This window comes from Blastococcus mobilis, from assembly GCF_900188025.1.
Lineage (GTDB): Bacteria > Actinomycetota > Actinomycetes > Mycobacteriales > Geodermatophilaceae > Blastococcus_B > Blastococcus_B mobilis.
In genome coordinates this window covers 1-16706 of the sequence record NZ_FZNO01000009.1, presented here as the reverse complement: position 1 = coordinate 16706, position 16706 = coordinate 1, and the positions used below count along the sequence as shown (strand labels likewise).

At 73.4% G+C, this 16706-nt stretch carries 20 protein-coding genes; 6 read left to right on the top strand and 14 right to left on the bottom strand.

The window, feature by feature from the left end:
* Window positions 1-44: 44 nt before the first annotated feature.
* From CHB94_RS09610 to CHB94_RS09590, 5 genes are all read right to left on the bottom strand, one after another.
* Window positions 45-1028: an asparaginase gene (locus tag CHB94_RS09610; protein ID WP_254920538.1), complete on the bottom strand. Its 984-nt coding sequence runs from the start codon at window positions 1026-1028 to the stop codon at window positions 45-47.
* Window positions 1029-1065: 37 nt separating this feature from the next.
* On the bottom strand, window positions 1066-1626 hold the full coding sequence (locus tag CHB94_RS09605) for an RsiG family protein (protein WP_089336362.1): 561 nt from the start codon (window positions 1624-1626) through the stop codon (window positions 1066-1068).
* 73 nt (window positions 1627-1699) lie between these two features.
* A complete protein-coding gene (locus CHB94_RS09600; protein ID WP_089336361.1) occupies window positions 1700-2539 on the bottom strand; it encodes a beta-keto acid cleavage family enzyme in 840 nt (279 codons plus the stop codon).
* Complete coding sequence (ygfZ, locus tag CHB94_RS09595; RefSeq protein ID WP_089336360.1) at window positions 2536-3663, bottom strand: CAF17-like 4Fe-4S cluster assembly/insertion protein YgfZ; 1128 nt, start codon at window positions 3661-3663, stop codon at window positions 2536-2538. Before ygfZ ends, CHB94_RS09600 begins: the two co-directional genes overlap by 4 nt.
* Entirely contained in the window at window positions 3660-4124 is a 465-nt protein-coding gene (locus CHB94_RS09590) for a Fur family transcriptional regulator (protein WP_089336359.1), read from the bottom strand. Before CHB94_RS09590 ends, ygfZ begins: the two co-directional genes overlap by 4 nt.
* Before the next feature lie 114 nt (window positions 4125-4238).
* Here CHB94_RS09590 and nhaA point away from each other — a divergent pair, with 114 nt between their 5' ends.
* Both nhaA and CHB94_RS09580 read left to right on the top strand, forming a co-directional pair.
* The gene (gene nhaA / locus CHB94_RS09585) at window positions 4239-5615 is read left to right on the top strand and encodes a Na+/H+ antiporter NhaA (protein ID WP_089336358.1); all 1377 of its coding nucleotides are present in this window, start codon (window positions 4239-4241) and stop codon (window positions 5613-5615) included.
* A 319-nt stretch (window positions 5616-5934) separates the two neighbouring features.
* Window positions 5935-6663 (top strand): hypothetical protein, encoded by a 729-nt coding sequence (locus CHB94_RS09580; RefSeq protein ID WP_089336357.1) that lies wholly within the window; start codon window positions 5935-5937, stop codon window positions 6661-6663.
* Here CHB94_RS09580 and CHB94_RS09575 read toward each other — a convergent pair.
* The 3 genes from CHB94_RS09575 to CHB94_RS09565 form a co-directional block, all read right to left on the bottom strand.
* Window positions 6660-8354, bottom strand: coding sequence for a DUF885 domain-containing protein (locus tag CHB94_RS09575; RefSeq protein WP_254920537.1), 1695 nt, complete (start codon window positions 8352-8354; stop codon window positions 6660-6662). The genes CHB94_RS09580 and CHB94_RS09575 overlap by 4 nt on opposite strands.
* Window positions 8351-8884, bottom strand: coding sequence for a heme-binding beta-barrel domain-containing protein (locus CHB94_RS09570; RefSeq protein WP_089336356.1), 534 nt, complete (start codon window positions 8882-8884; stop codon window positions 8351-8353). The genes CHB94_RS09575 and CHB94_RS09570 overlap by 4 nt, the downstream gene beginning before the upstream one ends.
* 134 nt (window positions 8885-9018) lie before the next feature.
* Entirely contained in the window at window positions 9019-9963 is a 945-nt protein-coding gene (locus CHB94_RS09565) for an NAD-dependent epimerase/dehydratase family protein (protein WP_089336504.1), read from the bottom strand.
* Window positions 9964-9993: 30 nt separating this feature from the next.
* Between CHB94_RS09565 and CHB94_RS09560 the strand changes: the two genes are divergently transcribed.
* Together CHB94_RS09560 and CHB94_RS09555 are read left to right on the top strand one after the other, a co-directional pair.
* Window positions 9994-10545, top strand: a complete 552-nt coding sequence (locus CHB94_RS09560; protein WP_254920536.1) for a TetR-like C-terminal domain-containing protein — start codon at window positions 9994-9996, stop codon at window positions 10543-10545.
* A 113-nt stretch (window positions 10546-10658) separates the two neighbouring features.
* Window positions 10659-11027, top strand: a complete 369-nt coding sequence (locus CHB94_RS09555) for a cupin domain-containing protein (protein ID WP_141137453.1) — start codon at window positions 10659-10661, stop codon at window positions 11025-11027.
* A 96-nt stretch (window positions 11028-11123) separates the two neighbouring features.
* Here CHB94_RS09555 and CHB94_RS09550 read toward each other — a convergent pair whose 3' ends face one another.
* From CHB94_RS09550 to CHB94_RS09525, 6 genes are all read right to left on the bottom strand, one after another.
* Window positions 11124-11417, bottom strand: coding sequence for a DUF1416 domain-containing protein (locus tag CHB94_RS09550; RefSeq protein ID WP_089336354.1), 294 nt, complete (start codon window positions 11415-11417; stop codon window positions 11124-11126).
* 6 nt (window positions 11418-11423) lie between these two features.
* Complete coding sequence (locus CHB94_RS09545) at window positions 11424-12251, bottom strand: sulfurtransferase (protein WP_089336353.1); 828 nt, start codon at window positions 12249-12251, stop codon at window positions 11424-11426.
* Window positions 12252-12318: 67 nt separating this feature from the next.
* A complete protein-coding gene (locus tag CHB94_RS09540; protein WP_089336352.1) occupies window positions 12319-12546 on the bottom strand; it encodes a DUF4395 family protein in 228 nt (75 codons plus the stop codon).
* Between the two features lie 150 nt (window positions 12547-12696).
* Window positions 12697-13113 (bottom strand): thioredoxin family protein, encoded by a 417-nt coding sequence (locus CHB94_RS09535; RefSeq protein WP_254920535.1) that lies wholly within the window; start codon window positions 13111-13113, stop codon window positions 12697-12699.
* A 50-nt stretch (window positions 13114-13163) separates the two neighbouring features.
* The gene (locus CHB94_RS09530) at window positions 13164-13856 is read right to left on the bottom strand and encodes an LmeA family phospholipid-binding protein (RefSeq protein WP_089336350.1); all 693 of its coding nucleotides are present in this window, start codon (window positions 13854-13856) and stop codon (window positions 13164-13166) included.
* On the bottom strand, window positions 13853-14722 hold the full coding sequence (locus tag CHB94_RS09525; RefSeq protein WP_089336349.1) for a hypothetical protein: 870 nt from the start codon (window positions 14720-14722) through the stop codon (window positions 13853-13855). The genes CHB94_RS09530 and CHB94_RS09525 overlap by 4 nt, the downstream gene beginning before the upstream one ends.
* A gap of 243 nt (window positions 14723-14965) precedes the next feature.
* Here CHB94_RS09525 and CHB94_RS09520 point away from each other — a divergent pair, with 243 nt between their 5' ends.
* Complete coding sequence (locus CHB94_RS09520) at window positions 14966-15697, top strand: winged helix-turn-helix transcriptional regulator (protein WP_089336348.1); 732 nt, start codon at window positions 14966-14968, stop codon at window positions 15695-15697.
* Window positions 15698-15704: 7 nt separating this feature from the next.
* Window positions 15705-16601, top strand: coding sequence for a mycothiol synthase (mshD, locus tag CHB94_RS09515; protein WP_089336347.1), 897 nt, complete (start codon window positions 15705-15707; stop codon window positions 16599-16601).
* Window positions 16602-16706 lie beyond the last annotated feature (105 nt).

Here is a 16706-nt window from a genome sequence, read left to right as displayed (position 1 = left end):
TGCTAGCAGGCTGGGGTGAGACCGATCACAGGAAAACCAGCTGGTCAGCCGCTCAGGGACGGCGCGGCGCGGACCTCCCCCACGACGCCGCCACCCCCCGACACCGGGGTCAGCAACCACCGCGAGAGCGCCTCCGCCGGCACCCCGAGCCGCAGCAGGCCCGCCGCCAGCGCCGGGGTCCGCCCCCGGTCGCCCCCGTCGTCCAGCTTCAGCGCGACCGCACCGCGACCGGGCAGCGCCGCGACGTGCACACCGTCGGCGCCCCCCTTCACCAGCAGCCCGGGGAGGCTCTGCATCAGCTCGGTGTCCTCCCGGCCGGTACCGGCGACGAACCACGGCTCGGCCCGCATCGCGTCCGCGACCGCTCGTTCGCGGGTGCCCTCCGCGGCCTGCACCAGCGACAGCACGCCCCGGGCCAGCCCGGTCACCGACAGCGCGTGCTGCGGCGCACCGCACCCGTCCACGACGACGGCCGTCACCGGCTCACCGGCCGCCTCCGCCAGTCGCGCCTCGATCGCCTGCTGGAGCGGATGGTCGCGCTCGAGGTAGCCGGCGGTCGGCCACCCGGCGGCCACGCAGGCCGACAGCATCGCGGCGTGCTTGCCCGAGCAGTTCATCGCCAGCCGGTCGGCGCTGCGCTCCTCGACCACCCAGGCCGCCCGGGTCTGATCGTGCATCGGCAGCGCGGGCGGGCAGCCCAGGTCGTCCGGACCGAGCCCGACGGCCGCCAGCATCGCGTCCGCCAGTTCCCGGTGGCCGTCCTCGCCGTTGTGCGAACCGGCCGCGATGGCCAGTTCTCGCGCGGACCGCGGGGTCCAACCGGCCGCCAGCATGGCCGTCGCCTGCACCGGCTTGTTCGACGACCGCGGCAGGATCGGCCGGTCGACGGCGCCCTCCGCGAAGGCCACGGCACCGGAGGCGTCCAGGACGACGAAGGAACCGCGGTGCGCCGACTCGAGGAAGCCCGACCGCCAGACCTCGACCAGCACCGGGTTGTCCGGCCAGTCGAAGGACCCCGTCCCCCTCACTCCTCGCACGCTCGGAGCGAGCCTCTGGACGGGGCCATCAGTGCCGGCCCTCGTCGGCCAGCAGGGCGGCGACGTCCGCCTCGCCGTCCCGGTACCGGCGGCCGAGCTCGGCGGCCAGCCCGTCCATGACCTGCTGCACGCCGCGACGGCGCTCGGACAGGTCGCGCTCGGCCTCGGCGAGAGCGCGGGCCGCCTTCTCCAACTTGGCGTCGGTCAGATCGGAGATCGCCGAGATGTCCACGCCCTTGGTCAGCCCGTTCACCCAGGACTCGTACTCCTCCGGGGCGTGCGGCTGCACGGTCTGGTGCCGGCCCAGCCCGTGCGCCGGGCCGCGCCCCTTCTCCGACAGGATCTCCGGCAGGAGGTCCACCAGCGAGCGGCCGTCGTGCTCGGCACGCCGCTGCAGCTCGCGCCGGACGATGTCCAGCCGCCCCTGCAGGAGTCGCCGCGTGTAGGAGAGGTTGACCTCCTGCTGCTCGGCCTCGCGGCGCAGCCGGCGGACCTCGGCCATCGGCTGGGCCGTCGCGTCCTCGAGGAAGGTCGGCTCCAGGAGCGCGTCGACAGCGGCACCCCCGGCCGGGGTGGGCTTCGGGCTCACTTGCTCTCCTCACTGGCGCTCGTCGACGGCGTCCGCCGGGCTGCTGTGCTCATCGGTGAGCTCGGGAGCTCGCTCACAGTGCGACCTCCATCGGCTTGATGCCCAGGAAGCTGCGGGCATCGTCGGTACTCATCGGCGGGCGCTGGGCGATCCGGGCGAGACCGGCCGCGCGGGCCACCAGCTGGGCGTTGTCGCGCACCGGCTCGCCCGGAGCGTAGGTGAGGGTGTCCTCCATCCCCACCCGCAGGTGACCGCCGGCCGACAGCGCGGCCAGCATCACCGGCAGCGACGTCCGCCCCACCCCCGTCGCGGCGAACGTCGCGCCGGGCGGGAGGAACGGCAGGCACGCGGTCAGCGCCTGCGCCGTGCCCGGCATCCCTCCCGGCACGCCCATCACGAGGTCGACGTGCACGCGGCCGCCGTGCGGCAGGCCGTGCCGGTCCAGGAGACGGGTCAGGGTGGCCAGCTGCCCGAGGTCGAACACCTCGTACTCGGGCACGATCCCGCGCTGCTGCATCTGCGTGTGCAGCTCGACGATCAGGTCCCAGGGGTTGGAGAAGACGTCCCGGCCGAAGTTCACCGTGCCGAGCGTCAGCGACGCGGCGTCGGGCTCGGCGTCGAGGACGGCGAGCCGGGCGTCGAACGGGTCGGTGACCGCGCCACCACTGGAGAGCTGGACGATCAGGTCGGTGTTCTCGCGCACCGCGCTGACGACCTCGCGCACCCGGCCGAGGTCGAGCGTGGGCCGTGTGTCGGCGTCCCGCACGTGCAGGTGGATCACCGAGGCGCCGACGGCTTCGCAGTCCCGCGCCGTCGCCACCACCTCATCGATCGTGACCGGCAGGGCCGGGACGTCGGCCTTCGCCGACTCGGCCCCGGTGGGGGCGACGGTGATGAGCGTGCTGTGAGTCACCGGCCGATCGTGGCAGACCGCACGGCGCGGACTCGCTCGCGGGCCGCGGCCAGGGTGTCGTCGGCCTCGGCCGGGGCGTCGTCGGGGTCGATCGCGGCCGTGGACCCGGCCACCGTCAGGACGGCGTCCTGCTGCACCGACTGCTTCACCAGGGCCAGTGCGACGACCCCCAGCTCGTGGTGACGCACGACGCTGCCCACCCGGCCGACCTCGCGGGTGCCGGCGAGCACCGGGGTGCCCGGCTCGGCCAGCACCTCGCTGACGCCGTCCAGGTGGAGGAGGACCAGCCGCCGCGGCGGGCGTCCCAGGTTGTGCACGCGGGCGACCGTCTCCTGCCCGCGGTAGCAGCCCTTGTCCAGGTGCACGGCGGTACGCAACCAGGGCAGCTCGTTGGGGATCGTCCGGTGGTCGGTGTCCACGCCGAGCCGGGGACGCCGGGCCTCCACCCGGAGCGCCTCGTAGGCGGAGACGCCGGCCAGGCCGGCTCCCGCGTCCAGCAGCCGGTCGGCCGCCGCGCCCAGCTCCGCCCGGGGGACGACCAGGTCGACCACGGGGGCGCCGTCGCCGATCGGGGGCATGCGTCGTACGAAGCCGCCGCTCGTCGACCGGACCTCATAGGCCTGCGTCGGTACCGGCAGCTCCGCCGCGGCGAGGACGTCCTCGACCCGCGGTCCGACGAGGCTGAGCACGGCCCACCGTTCGGTCACCCGCTGCGGCTCGACCCGGAGCATGAACCGCATTCGCTCCAGGAACGCGTGCAGCGCCGCCCCCGTGCCCGGCTCGACATCGGCCCAGGTGGTCCCCCCGATCTCGGCGAGGACCAGGTGGTGCTCGACGTGGCCGTGCGGTGAGAGCACCAGCGCCTCGCTGCCGGAACCGTCGGTCAGCCGGTCCAGGTGCTGGCTGGTGATGCTGTGCAGCCAGGTCAGCCGGTCGGTGCCCGGGACGCTGACGACGTCCCGGTCGCTGCGGTCGACCAGACCGACTCCCTCGGCCAGCAGCCGCTGCTCGCGCAGCGGGTCGCCGTAGTGGGCAGCGACCACACCGCCCTCGACGACGACCGCGCCAGGACGGGACAGCAGGGGTGACGAGGGTCGGGTCGGGTCGGGGGTGGACGAGGTCATGAGGGATGCTCCGATCCGGCTAGTTCGCGGCACGCGCGGCACGTCCCGGACAGGGCGACGTGCCCTACGTCCACGGTGAAACCCAGGTCGGCCGCCAGACGTTCCGCGGCGCTGTCCAGGAGGTCCGGAGGCGCCGAGGCGATCTCGCCGCAGGACTGGCAGACGACGTGCAGGTGGGGGCGCTCAGCGGCGTGGTAGACCGGCGCGCCCTTGCCGAGGTGGGTGTGCCACACCAGACCGAGCCGCTCCAGCAGCTCCAGGTTGCGATAGACCGTCGAGGTGTCGGGAGCGGTGCCGTCCGGGCCGGCCTCCTCGCGCAGCCGGGCGCCGATCGCCTCCGGCGTCGCGTGCTCCAGGGCGGTCACCGCAGCGAGAACCCGCTGCCGCGGGGCGGTCAGCCGCAGCCCCCGCGCGCGCAGCCGTTCCGCGAGCGGCGCCGTTCCCTCGTGCCCGTGTCCCACACGGCGAGCCTATGCCCGTCCCCCCGGGGAGCCCCCGCCGTTAGTGTGGTCCCCGGTGCGCCGGGAAGTCTGGTCGGCAACGTCCGACCCGACCCTGCAACTGGAGCCGCCCCCGTGAGCAACCCGTCCCCCACCCTCTTCGGTCGCGGTTCGTGGCCCGAGGCCCAGCGCATCGCCTCCGTCCTGCGCAGGGAGACCGTCGGCGGGGCCCTGCTGCTGGCCGGCGCGGCGATCGCCCTGGTCTGGGCCAACTCGCCCTGGGGCGAGGCCTACGAGACGCTGCGCGACACACGCGTGGGGCCGGCATCCCTCCACCTGGACCTGACGCTGGGCACCTGGGCGGCCGACGGCCTGCTGGCGATCTTCTTCTTCGTCGCCGGACTGGAACTGAAGCGTGAGTTCGTCGCCGGCGACCTCCGGGAACCGCACCGCGCGGCACTGCCGATCGCCGCCGCCGTCGGGGGCATGGTCGTGCCCGCGCTGATCTTCGTGCTGTTCAACCTCGGCGGACCGGAGGGGTCGTTGCGCGGCTGGGCGATCCCGTCCGCGACCGACATCGCCTTCGCCCTCGCCGTCCTCGCGGTGATCAGCACCCACCTGCCCAGCGCGTTGCGGACGTTCCTGCTCACCCTTGCCGTGGTCGACGACCTGCTCGCCATCGTCGTGATCGCGATCTTCTACACCGAATCGCTCTCGCTCGGTTCCCTCGCGCTCACCCTCGTGCCGCTGGCGGTCTTCGGCGTCCTCGTCCAGAAGCGGATCAGGTCCTGGTGGCTGCTGCTGCCGCTCGCCGTCCTCACCTGGGTGCTCATGCACGAGTCGGGGGTGCACGCGACCGTGGCCGGCGTGCTGCTCGCCTTCACGGTGCCCGTCGTGCGCAGCGAGGCAGCCGGCGGGCCGGACGCCGGGCCGGGGCTGGCCGAGCACTTCGAGCACCGTCTCCGCCCGCTCTCGGCCGGCGTCGCCGTCCCGGTGTTCGCCTTCTTCTCCGCCGGCGTCGCCGTGGGCGGGATGTCAGGACTGGGCGCCTCGCTCGGCGACAGCATCGCGGTCGGCATCATGGTGGGCCTGGTCCTGGGCAAGACGATCGGCATCACGGGTGCCACCTGGCTGGTCTCGCGGTTCACCCGCGCGGAGCTCGACGAGAAGCTCGGCTGGCCCGACGTCATCGGGCTGTCCCTGCTCGGCGGGATCGGCTTCACCGTCTCGCTGCTGATCACCGAGCTGGCCTACGGCGCCGAGAGCGAGAACTACGACCACGCGAAGGTGGGCATCCTGGCCGGCACGGTCGCCGCTGCGCTGCTGGCCACCGTCCTGCTGCGCCTGCGCAACCGTCGGTACAGGCAGATGTACGAGGAGGAGCAGCGCGACGTCGACCAGGACGGCGTCCCCGACGCCTGGGACACCGTCGACGACCGCGCCGACCACGACCCCGACTGGAAGGGTGCGCCGCCTCCCGGCCGCACGGTGCCGCCGTCCGCGGAGAGCTGAAAATCCTCGTTGCCGACCCTCCGGATCCGACGTACTTTCGTCGTACACGAGAGAGGAGGTGGTCCGTAACTTTGCTTAGCTACAGGACTCGTGAGGTGGCTGTCCGCTAGCCGCCGTCCAGATGGGCCGCCCGTTCGGAGTGAGATCCGAACGACGGCATGATCGCCCGTCCGTCGTACGGCGGCGAGCGAGAACCGGACAGTCACCCGACCCCCGGGCTGCCGACATTTGTCCAGTCGGCCCGCGTGCAGCTCCCTCTCCGGAGGACAGCGCCGCGGAGCAGCCCGGGGGTTGTCCGTTCCCTGGGTACATTCCAGCCGTGGAACTCGGCGGACTACCGGTCCGGACCGACGTCTCCCGGGGTGTGTGGATCTCCTCCGCCCGGCGCCGCGGCGAGCCGGGCACCGTGGGTGCGCTCGTCCCAGCCGTGTTCGAGGCCTACGCGCGTCTCTTCCATCCGGCCGTGCGCTATGCCGGGAACGACGACATCGAGGTCCCGTGGGCCGAGGTCGCCGCCCACAACGGCACCGTCGCGCACCCGCTGATGCAGTGGGCATCGGTCACCGGCAGCTGGGACTTCGTGTCCTCCGACAGCCAGCCCCCCGTCTGGGACGACGCCCCGAGCGAGGGCCACCTGGCCGTGCCCGTCGCCCGCCGCCTGGCCGACGTGCTGGCCGGGCACACCGGGACGTCCGCAGCGTGCCTCTTCGGTCGCTGGGACGGCTTCGGTTACGACCTCCCCTCGCCCGACGTGCCGCCGCGGCTCCTCCTGCGCGGCGGCCACGACGTCGTCCTGGTGGACGGCACGGTGGGCGACGCCGCCCGCAATCTGGCGCCCGAGCCGCACGAGCAGAGCGCCAATCTCTGGTGGCCGGCCGACCAGGCCTGGTGCGTCGTCACCGACATCGACCTCATGAGCACCTACGTCGGCGGCAGCGCCGCCTGCATCACCGAGCTGCTGGCGGCGCCGGGCCTGGAGGTCGTACCGGCGGCACCGGACGACCCGGTGGCCGTCGACCCGGTGAACCCGCTTCCGTCCCGCTGCTAGAGCTGCGCCAGCTCCGCGGCGAGGTCGTCGAGGCCGAGCGAGCCCTGCGACAGCGCGGCCATGTGCCAGGCCTTGAGGTCGAAGTTCGCGCCGCGGGCCCGCTGCGCCGCCGCCCGGCCCGCAAGCCACGCCCGCTCCCCCAGCTTGTAGCTGATCGCCTGCCCGGGGAGCCCGAGGTAGCGCACCAGCTCGCTGTCGAGGAACGCAGGATCGGCGCCGGAGCTCTCCCCGAGGAAGGCCCGCGCCAGCTCCGGCGTCCACGGCTTCCCCCGGTGGCCGGCGAGCACCCCCTCGGCGTCCTCGGGGATCGGCAGCCCGAGATGCATGCCGATGTCGATGACCACCCGGACCGCCCGCAGCTGCTGGGCGTCGAGGTAGCCCAGCCGCGCGGCTGGGTCGGCCAGGTAGCCGAGCTCGTCCATCAGGCGCTCGGCGTAGAGCGCCCAGCCCTCGACGTTCGCCCCGACCGAGCCCAGTGACGTCTGGTACGTCGACAGCTCCCCCGAGACGTAGGCCCACTGCGCCAGCTGCAGGTGATGGCCGGGAACGCCCTCGTGGTACCAGATCGAGATCAGGTCCCACAGCGGGAAACGCTCGCGGCCCAGCGTGGGCAGCCAGGTTCGACCGGGCCGGGAGAAGTCCTGCGCCGGACGCGTGTAATAGGGCGCGGCCGCGCTGCCCGGCGGGGCGATCATCGCCTCGACCTTCCGGACGGGCTCCGCGAGGTCGAAGTGCGTGCCGTCGAGGGCCTCGATCGCCTCGTCCATCATCGCCTGGAGCCGCTCGCGGATCGCCGCCACGCCCTCCACCGCGGGGCCGTGCTCGTTCAGCCAGCGCATGGCCTCCATCGGCGTCGCGCCGGGGAGGACCTTCTCGGCCTCGGCCCACTGTTCGGCCAGGATCCGCCGGTGCTCTGCCCAGCCCCAGGCGTAGGCCTCCTCGAGACCCTGTCCGGCGCCGAGGTCCGAGCCCGTCCAGCGTCGGGCGGCGACGGCGTAGCGCTCCCGACCCACGGCGTCCGGCGTCCCCGCAGCCCGGGGCGCGTACTCGTCGCGCAGATAGTCGCGCATGCCGGCCACCGCCGCGTCCGCGGCGCCAGCGGCCTCGTGCAGCTGCGAGCGCAGGGTGTCGGGACCGGCCGCGACGAAGGTCGCGAAGTACGGCCCCGCCAGCCACTCGTCCAGCTGGCCGACGACGGTGCGCACCTGCCTCGGCGCGACGAACAGACCCCGCCGAGCGCCCTCGTCCAGGGAGGCCCGGTAGCCGCGGTAGGCCTCCGGGACCCGGGCCATCCGCCGGGCGATGACCGCCCAGTCCTCCTCGGTCACCGCGGGCATCAGCATGAAGACCTGGCGGACCGAGTGCACCGGGCTGAACAGATTCGACAGGGACCGGTAACCCTCGCCTGACTCGTGGACGGCGAGCTCCGCACCGAGTCGCTCGCGCAGCAGGCGGGCGCACCCCCGCTCGACCGGGTGGTCCAGCAGCGTCGGGTCCGCCTCCAGCACGCGGTCCAGCTCGGCCAGCGTGGTCCGGGCCAGCTCGGCCTCGGCCTCCAGGCCCGTCGGCCCGAAGTCGGGCAGCCGGTCGTCGCCGGGCCGGTTGCCCAGCGAGGCCGCCACGATCGGGTCCAGGTCGCAGACCGCCTCGACGTAGGCGTCCGCGACCTGGCGCGGAGTGCTGCTGCTCACCGCAGCCGCTCGAGCCGGGCCGACATCCAGGGTCGCGGCGCCTCGTCCGGGCCCGCCCGGTCGATCGCGTACATCAGCGCGCCCTCGACGATGCCGTACAGCCGCACCGCCCGGGTGACGTCCGGCGCGTCGGGGGTCCGGGCCATGACGTCGGTCGTCAGCTCCCAGCTCGTCGTCGTCCGGGCGCGGCCGACGTAGAGCTCGACGACCCCCTCGGGGCTGGCGACCAGCAGCTCGACGTCGTCCTGACCACGGGGCCGCCAGAAGCCGGTCTCCCGGATGTCGGGGCCGACGATGGCGCCGTCGTCGGTGAGCCGCCAGGTACGCGACTCGTAGGCGAGGAAGCCACGGCCGTCGTGGCTGAACCGGATCCACTGACCGAAGCGGTGATCACCGGCGGCGCCGGCGCCCTGGCCCTCGCCGTGCCACTCCCCGAGCAGCGGCAGGACCGACAGGATCTCCTCGGAGACCTCCGGGCCGATGCGGACGTCGGCGGTGTCGGGCACCGGCAGCTCCGTCGGCCCCGTCATCGCCGGGCTCCCCGCGGCCGGCGCGCGAGCCGGTAGGCGCCGACAGCACAACCCGCGGAGGCCAGGGCCGCCAGGGTGGCCAGGATCCAGGCAGAAACCATGCGTCCACGGTAATGACGACGACGCGACCTGCCTCAGGCGGTCACCGGCGCTGCCTCCGCCGTGGCACGCACCGTCTGCTCCCACGGGGTAGCGGTGAGCCCGAAGGTCGCTGTGGTCGCGCTCGCGTCGATCACGAAGTCCTGGTCGAACTGGTGTCGGACGTCGAGGACCTCGCGCATCATCGGCACGGCGAGCCCGACCGCGCGCAGGACGGGCCACGGCACGCTGCTCACCCGCACCGGCGGGATCGGGTGGGCGGGCGACGACATCGCCTCCGCCAGGTCGCCCAAGGCCTGCCGCTGCGAACGTGGGGCAGCGCTGGGCACGTGCCATGCCCGACCGAGGGCGCGTTCGTCGGTGCCGAGCGTCGCGAGGGTGGCGGCCACGTCGGGCAGGTACGCCCAGGAGCGACGGGCGTCCGGGTCGCCGATCACCCACGCGCGGCGGCCCTTCCGCAGAGCGGGCAGCTGCCTGGTCAGGTGCGAGTGCGCGGCCGGGACCTGCGGTCCGACGAAGTCCGCGGCGCGGGCCTCGGTGACTCGCACCCGTCCCGCCTCGTGCGCCGCCAGGGCATCGGTCCACATGCCGATCCGCACCCGCCCCTTGACGTCGGTGGCCGCCAGGGGGGTGTCGGGCGTCATCGGTCCCGACGGTCGGCCGTACACGTACAGGTTCGACATCGTGACGAGGACGGCGCCGGTGCGCTCCGCGGCGGTGAGCAGAGCGGCCGCGACCGGCGGCCAGTCGACGGGCCAGCGGTGATAGGCGGGGTTGACGGCGTTGTAGAGGACTGCGGCCCCCCGGCCGGCCGCGGTCAGCGCGTCGGCGTCGGCAGCGTCCACCTGGCGGTGTTCCACGGTTCCGGTGGAGCGTCCGCCGCTGCGGGACAGCACCCGGACACGGTGGCCGCGCGCGACCGGCTCCTCCGCCGTCGTCATTCCGACCGGCCCCTTGCCGACGATCACGTGCAGTGCCATGACGAGCTCCTCGACCACCCAGCGAGAGCGGTGCTCTCGTTCGAGATCGATGCTCGCTTCCCCAGCCGGGACGACCTGCTGACCCGGCTGATCATCGACGGCTACGACGACCTGGGCGCGGCTGCGGAGGCGGCCGACGACCCCTCGTTGCCACCCGCCGAGCGGTGGCTGGCGGTGTGCCGCGCCGTCCGGGCCTGGGCGACCGCCCATCCGCACGAGTACGCCTTGCTCTACGGCTCACCCGTGCCCGGCTACCGGGCGCCGCGGGACACCGTCCCGGCGGCGTCCCGCGTCGGCATCGTCCTCGGACGGATCCTCGGGGACGCCGCACGCGACGGCGCCCTTCGGCCGGCCGCCGGGAAACGCGATCCCGGACTCGTCAGCCAGGAGGCGGTCGAGGTCCTCGGCGGGGAGCACCCGGCGCTCGACGAGACGGTGCGGCTCCGTGCGCTGCTGGCGTGGAGCTCCCTCTACGGGACGATCAGCTTCGAGCTGTTCGGTCACTTCGTCGGTTCCGTCCAGGATGCCGACCGCTACTTCGACCGGGCCATGGAGGACCTCGTCGGGCTCATCGGATTCTGATCCCACGACGACGTCGGCTCCGGTCCTGTGAGTGGGTGCCCTCGGCGCGGCTGCCCTGCTGTTCGACGCAGGAACCCGGCCTCCGACGTGGGCGCATGCCCTACCGTCGGCCGATGCGCCGCGTCGCGTTGTCGTCCACGACCTTGTCGTCGTTCAGCAGCACCGGCGTGACCCTCCGGCCCCACGCCCGCGTCACGCAGCCGGTCGAGGGGTTCGCGGTCGACGTGGTCGAGTTCGCCGCGCGGTCGCGGATCGGCCGGCACCCCACCCGCGTGTGGCAGCTCCTGGCTGTGGTCAGCGGTGAGGGCTGGGCCGCCGGCCCCGACGGACACGCGGTCCCGCTGGGTCCGGGCGACGCCGTGCTCTGGGAGCCCGGCGAGGAGCACGCCAGTGGCTCCTCCGCCGGGATGGTGGCGGTGATCGTGCAGAGCCCGGTCCCGCCGCTGCCCGGCGACGACGACTCCGCCCCGCCCGTCGAGTGAGCCGACAGCGCCCGTCCCGGCCGAAGCCGGGACGGGCGACACGGCCCCGTCCGGAGGCTCACCCCGGGCCTGCGAGGGGTGAGGAGGACGGGGTCCTCAGTCGATCGCGACGGTAGTCTCGTTGAGGCCGACGTCGGCGGAGACGACACGCTCGCCCTTGCCCACCGGGGCGAGGGTGCGCAGCTTCCACCGACCCGGGGCGGCGAAGAACCGGAACTCACCTTCCGGACTGGTCACCACCTCGGCGGTGAACTCGTCGGTCTCGTCCAGCAGCCGGACGTAGGCACCGGCCACGGGTGCGCCGTCGTGCCAGACCGAACCCTGGATCACCGTCTGCGTGGACAGATCGATCCCCGCGAGGGAACCGTCCTGCTTCGGCGCTCCGCACATGTCAGCTCACTTCTCGATCGGGACGCCGACGAGCGAGCCGTACTCGACCCAGCTGCCGTCGTAGTTCTTGACGTCGGGCTTGCCGAGCAGCTCGCGCAACACGAACCAGGTGTGGCTGGAGCGCTCCCCGATGCGGCAGTAGGCGATGGTCGCCAAGCTGTCGTCGTAGCCCTGCTCGTCGTAGAGCTTGGCCAGCTCCTCGTCGCTCTTGAACGTGCCGTCCTCGTTGGCCGCCTTGCTCCACGGGATGTTCTTCGCGGTCGGGACGTGCCCGCCCTTCTGTGCCATCTCCTGCGGCAGGTGCGCCGGGGCCAGGATCTTGCCGGAGAACTCGTCGGGCGAGCGGACGTCGATGATGTTCTTGGAGCCGATCGAGGCGACGACCTCGTCGCGGAACGCACGGATCGAGAGGTCGGGGTCGCTGGCCTTGTACTGAGTGGCCGGGCGCTCCACCGCGTCCTTCGACAGCGGGCGTCCGTCGAGCTCCCACTTCTTGCGGCCGCCGTCGATCAGCTTGACGTCCCGGTGGCCGTAGAGCTTGAAGTACCAGTACGCGTAGGCGGCGAACCAGTTGTTGTTGCCGCCGTAGAGGATGACGGTGTCGTCGTTGCTGATCCCGCGGGAGGACATCAGGGCCTCGAAGCCGGCCTTGTCGACGAAGTCGCGGCGCAGCGGGTCCTGCAGGTCCTTCTTCCAGTCCAGCTTGACGGCGCCCTCGAGGTGCCCGCCGTCGTAGGCGCTGGTGTCCTCGTCCACCTCGACGAAGACCAGACCGGGCTTGCCCAGGTTCTCCTGGGCCCAGTCGGCGGTGACGAGCACGTCGGTGCGGCTCATGGGATTCCTCCGATATCGGTGTGCGTGCGTGGTGTGCGTCGGTGTGTGGTCGCGGTGTGCGGATCGGTCAGGCGCGGGCCGGCAGGGCCCGCCGGGCGAGCAGGTACGACTCGCAGCCCAGGCAGATGCCGGTGGCGGCGCCGAGCAGGGCCGCCACCAGGGCGAAGACCGCGGCCTGGGCGGCGACGAGCGTGCCGCTGTTCAGGACCAGGGCGACGGCGAGGACGACCGCCGTGACCCACGCGGCGAAACGCGGGCCCCGCACGTCGACCTCACGGGGAACAGCGGAGCTCATGAAGAAGCAGACTCTCCGGACGGCGGTCAGGGCGCGTCTGGACGAACGGGGTTCGTCCTCAGGGAGTCGGACACAGGCAGCTGCCGACGCGGCACAGGTCCACTGTGCGGCGCGAGGTCAGCAGGATGCCCACGGCGCGAGAGTAGCCGATCAGGAGTGCGCGCCGACGTGGGCGTCCACCCAAGCGGTCAGTTCCTCCGGTCTGGGCGCGCCGCTGCTGCGCCCGACCAGCCGTCCACCACGGTCGAGGTAGAACAGCGTCGGCGTCCGGCGGACGTCCAGTTCCCGGACCTCCTGGAGATGGCTCTCGGCGTCGATCTGCACGACGGCCAGCCCCGGGCGGGTGGTCTGCAGCTGCTGCAAGCGGGCCTTCGTGGCGCGGCAGGGGCCGCAGAACGCCGTGGAGAACTGCACGACGGTCAGGTCGGCGTCCGTGGGCCGCACACCCAGCCGCTCGAAGGCTCCCGCCACGCCGTCCTCCTCGGTGCCCGGAGCGTGGTCCGCGCCGTCCTTTCCGCGCAGCCACCACGCCGCGACGGCGACCACCGCCGGAAGGGCGACCACCACGGCCGGTCCCGTCCCACACGTCCCCGACTCGAACCTGTCGGCCGGAGGGGTCATTCCGCGGTCAGCACCGTGTTGACCGCTTGCAGCTCGACGTCGACGCCCTCCGCCGCCGGCCGCACGCTGGTCACCTGCAGCCCGAACGGCAGGGGCGGCACCGGATAGCGCAGGTCCAGCAGGTCGACGGCCCGGTCCAGGACGAATCCGGGAACCTTGACCCCCGCGCCGTCCGCCTCCTGGACGTCGACGACGAGCTCGCCCCCCTCCAGCTCCACCCGGCCCACCGCGGTGAGCCGCAGCTGCCGGCCCAGGACCTCCACCGTCCGCGTGATCCGCAGACGGTCGCCCTCCCGCGCGACCTCGGTGTCCGCGCCCAGCTGTGCCGCGAGCAGCGGGTAGGGCAGCGTCGCCGTCCCGTCGATGCGGTCGACGGGCACCTCGCGCACGGAGCCGGACAGCGCCGCGGACAGCGGCACGTGGACGCCCTGCAGGAAGAGGTCGGCACGCGTCCCCTCGGGCTGGCCGAGGTCGGCGGCGGTGAGGGAGATCCGCACGTCGTCGTAGCTGCCACCGACGGCCTGGGTGAGGAACGGGAAGCCCGCGATGTCGACCTCCGGGGCGTCCTGGAGGGCACCTTCGGCGGGCAGCTCGGTCGCGACCCTGTCCTCGGCGACCCCCACCGCCACCCGGTCTAGCACCACCGTCAGGCCGAGCAGCAGCACCGCCACGACGACGAGTGCCCTCACAGGATGCTCCGCAGGGCCAGCGCCACCGGCGCGCACGCCGCGAGCGGCAGGACGGCCTGGACCACCGACAGCGCCCAGGGGGACAACGACGGATCCCCGTGGGCAGCGGGCCCGTCCTCGTCGGCCCACTCCCCACCAGCCGACGTCGCCTCGACCACGACATAGCTGGTCACCAGGGCCACCATCGCCGTCACACCGGCGAGCACCGCGCCCTCCACCAGTGCGGGCACGGCCGCGCCGGTCCCCCCGGCGTCCCGACCGAGGAACGCGACCAGGGCGCCGGCCAGCACCGAGAGCAGCAGCCCGAAGAGCCCGCGCGGCACCCCCGTCGCCAGGTAGGGACGCGGGAGGACGAGATCGACCGCGTGGCCGACGACCAGTGCGGCGCCGACCGCCAGGAGGGCGACCATCGCCTGTCCGTGACCGTCCGGGGCCCGGCCGAGCAGCAGGAGCGCGGCGAGGGCGCTCACCGCGCACAGCAGCAGCACCGTCCCGGAGAGGGAGGCGACGAGGTCCTCGCGGGGGCGCCGCAGCATCTGCTGGAGAACGGCGGCGAGGAACCCGACACCCAGCACCACCAGGAGGTCCCCCAGCGCCGGCCGCTCCGGCAGGATCAGCGCGAGATCGGCCGCGACCGCGGCGGCAGCGCCCACGGCCAGCGACCCGCCGAACCCCTCGAGGCCGGCGACCAGCACCCAGGTGAGAACCAGACCGAGCTGGAGGACCAGCACCGCGCCCAGCCGGCCGAGGTCGCCGAAGAGCTCGGGCAGCAGGACCACCAGGGCCACGGCCAGCGCGGTGAGCCCCGCCGGCTGCAGGTGGTGCACCCGCGCCGGCAGCGCGGACTGCATCGCCGGAGACGTCACGGGTCGATGGTCCCAGACACCGGGCGTCCGATCCGTGCGACGGAGCGGTAGCCCGCTCTCGGCGTGTCCGGAACCGGACGGGGCCCGCGAAGCCGACACCGTCATCGATACGAGAGCCGGTCGACGGTCCCGCCGTTCCAGCCGGTGGAGGCGACGCGTCCGTTATCCTGACCGCTCACCTCGACAGTGCCGTCGAAGGTCCGGGGACGATGCCGTCGTCCCACGGCCCCGTGAGGAGACGACATGCGACTCGTACTCATGACCGCGGCGCGACAGGCCACGACCGAGGTGCTCCCCGCTCTGGGGCTGCTGGGCCACCAGGTCCGTGTGGTGGCCCCTGAACTGTCCAGCCTGCTCGACGGCGACTCCGGGGACGTGGTCCTCGTCGACGCCCGCCACGACCTCATCCAGGCGCGCACGCTCTGCGGGCTGCTCTCCTCCACCGGCGTGGCCGCCGCCCTGGTCGCGGTCCTCTCCGAGGGGGGCCTGGTGGCACTGTCGGCGGACTGGGGCATCGACGACGTCCTCCTGGACACCGCCGGGCCGGCGGAGGTGGACGCCCGCCTGAAGTGGGCCACCACCCGCCGGCTGGCCGCAGCGGCGCCGGCCGACGGCGGCGACCGCGGTGTCACGCAGGCCGGCGAGCTGGTGATCGACGAGCACAGCTACTCCGCCAAGCTGCGCGGTCGCCCCCTCGACCTCACCTACAAGGAGTTCGAGCTCCTGAAGTACCTGGCCCAGCACCCGGGCCGGGTCTTCTCGCGGGCCCAGCTGCTGCAGGAGATCTGGGGCTACGACTACTTCGGCGGCACCCGTACGGTGGACGTCCACGTGCGTCGTCTCCGGGCCAAGCTCGGCACCGAGCACGAGGCGCTCATCGGCACCGTGCGCAACGTCGGCTACAAGCTCGACCGGCAGGTCGCGGACGCGACGGCCAGGGCCGCCCAGGCGGAGGCCGACGCCGAGCTGGTCTGATGGCCGGATGAGCACCGATCTCGACGTCGCCGACGTCCTCGCGCTGCTGCGCGCCGCCTCCGCCGCCGACGGCGTCCGTCCGCTGTCGGAGGAGGCCGAGCTCCGGCTCCAGCACGGCGGCCCGCCGGGTGGGGGCGACCTCGTGGTCCGCGACGGCGAGGACGTCGCCGGGTACGCCCGCTACGACGTCGGTGCGGACGGCGGCGTCGAGGCCGAGCTCGTCGTGCACCCCTCGCACCGGCGGCGCGGACACGGCTCCACCCTGCTGGACCGGCTGCTCGAGCTGGCCGGCCCCCGATCCCTGAGCCTCTGGGCGCACGGCGATCTGCCGGGTTCGGCGGAGCTGCTCGCGCCCCGCGGGTTCACCCGGTCCCGCGTGCTGCTGCAGATGCGCCGCGACCTCGCCGGTGTCGATCCCGACCCCCACCCGGCGCTCCCCGAGGGGGCCCACGTGGAGGCCTTCCGGCCCGGCCGGGACGAGACCGCCTGGCTGCGCGTGAACGCCCGCGCCTTCGCCCACCATCCGGAGCAGGGCAGCTGGACCGCCGAGGACCTCCGCCTGCGCGAGCAGGAGCCGTGGTTCGACCCCGACGGCTTCCTGCTGGCCTGGCGGGGCGACCCGGACCACGGCGGAGAGCTCCTCGGCTCGCACTGGACGAAGGTGCACCCTGCCGGTGACGTCGCCGACGAACCGGTCGGCGAGATCTATGTGCTCGGCATCGATCCCGATGCCCAGGGCATGTCGCTGGGCCGCGCGCTCACCGACCTCGGGCTGGCCCACCTGCGCCGCTGTGGCCTGACGGAGGTCCTGCTGTACGTCGAGGAGGACAACACCGCCGCCGTCCGGCTCTACGAGAGCAGGGGGTTCCGGCGGTTCGCCGTCGACGTCTCCTGGCGGCGCTAGCCCGGATCTCTCATAGGCATGATCATTTAGCTCGTCGTCGGGGTTCTTGCCCCGCGTGGGCGTGAGGTTGGCATGTGGGTGTGACGGTTCGCCCGAGGTCGCTCG

Excerpts from the sequence above, each read along its gene's own strand:
- ygfZ (WP_089336360.1), bottom strand. The coding sequence starts at position 3,663 with ATGACCTCGTCCACCCCCGACCCGACCCGACCCTCGTCACCCCTGCTG.
- CHB94_RS09570 (WP_089336356.1), bottom strand. The coding sequence starts at position 8,884 with ATGACGGGGCCGACGGAGCTGCCGGTGCCCGACACCGCCGACGTCCGC.
- CHB94_RS09565 (WP_089336504.1), bottom strand. The coding sequence starts at position 9,963 with ATGGCACTGCACGTGATCGTCGGCAAGGGGCCGGTCGGAATGACGACG.
- CHB94_RS09555 (WP_141137453.1), top strand. The coding sequence starts at position 10,659 with ATGCGCCGCGTCGCGTTGTCGTCCACGACCTTGTCGTCGTTCAGCAGC.
- CHB94_RS09550 (WP_089336354.1), bottom strand. The coding sequence starts at position 11,417 with ATGTGCGGAGCGCCGAAGCAGGACGGTTCCCTCGCGGGGATCGATCTG.
- CHB94_RS09545 (WP_089336353.1), bottom strand. The coding sequence starts at position 12,251 with ATGAGCCGCACCGACGTGCTCGTCACCGCCGACTGGGCCCAGGAGAAC.
- CHB94_RS09540 (WP_089336352.1), bottom strand. The coding sequence starts at position 12,546 with ATGAGCTCCGCTGTTCCCCGTGAGGTCGACGTGCGGGGCCCGCGTTTC.
- CHB94_RS09520 (WP_089336348.1), top strand. The coding sequence starts at position 14,966 with ATGCGACTCGTACTCATGACCGCGGCGCGACAGGCCACGACCGAGGTG.
- mshD (WP_089336347.1), top strand. The coding sequence starts at position 15,705 with ATGAGCACCGATCTCGACGTCGCCGACGTCCTCGCGCTGCTGCGCGCC.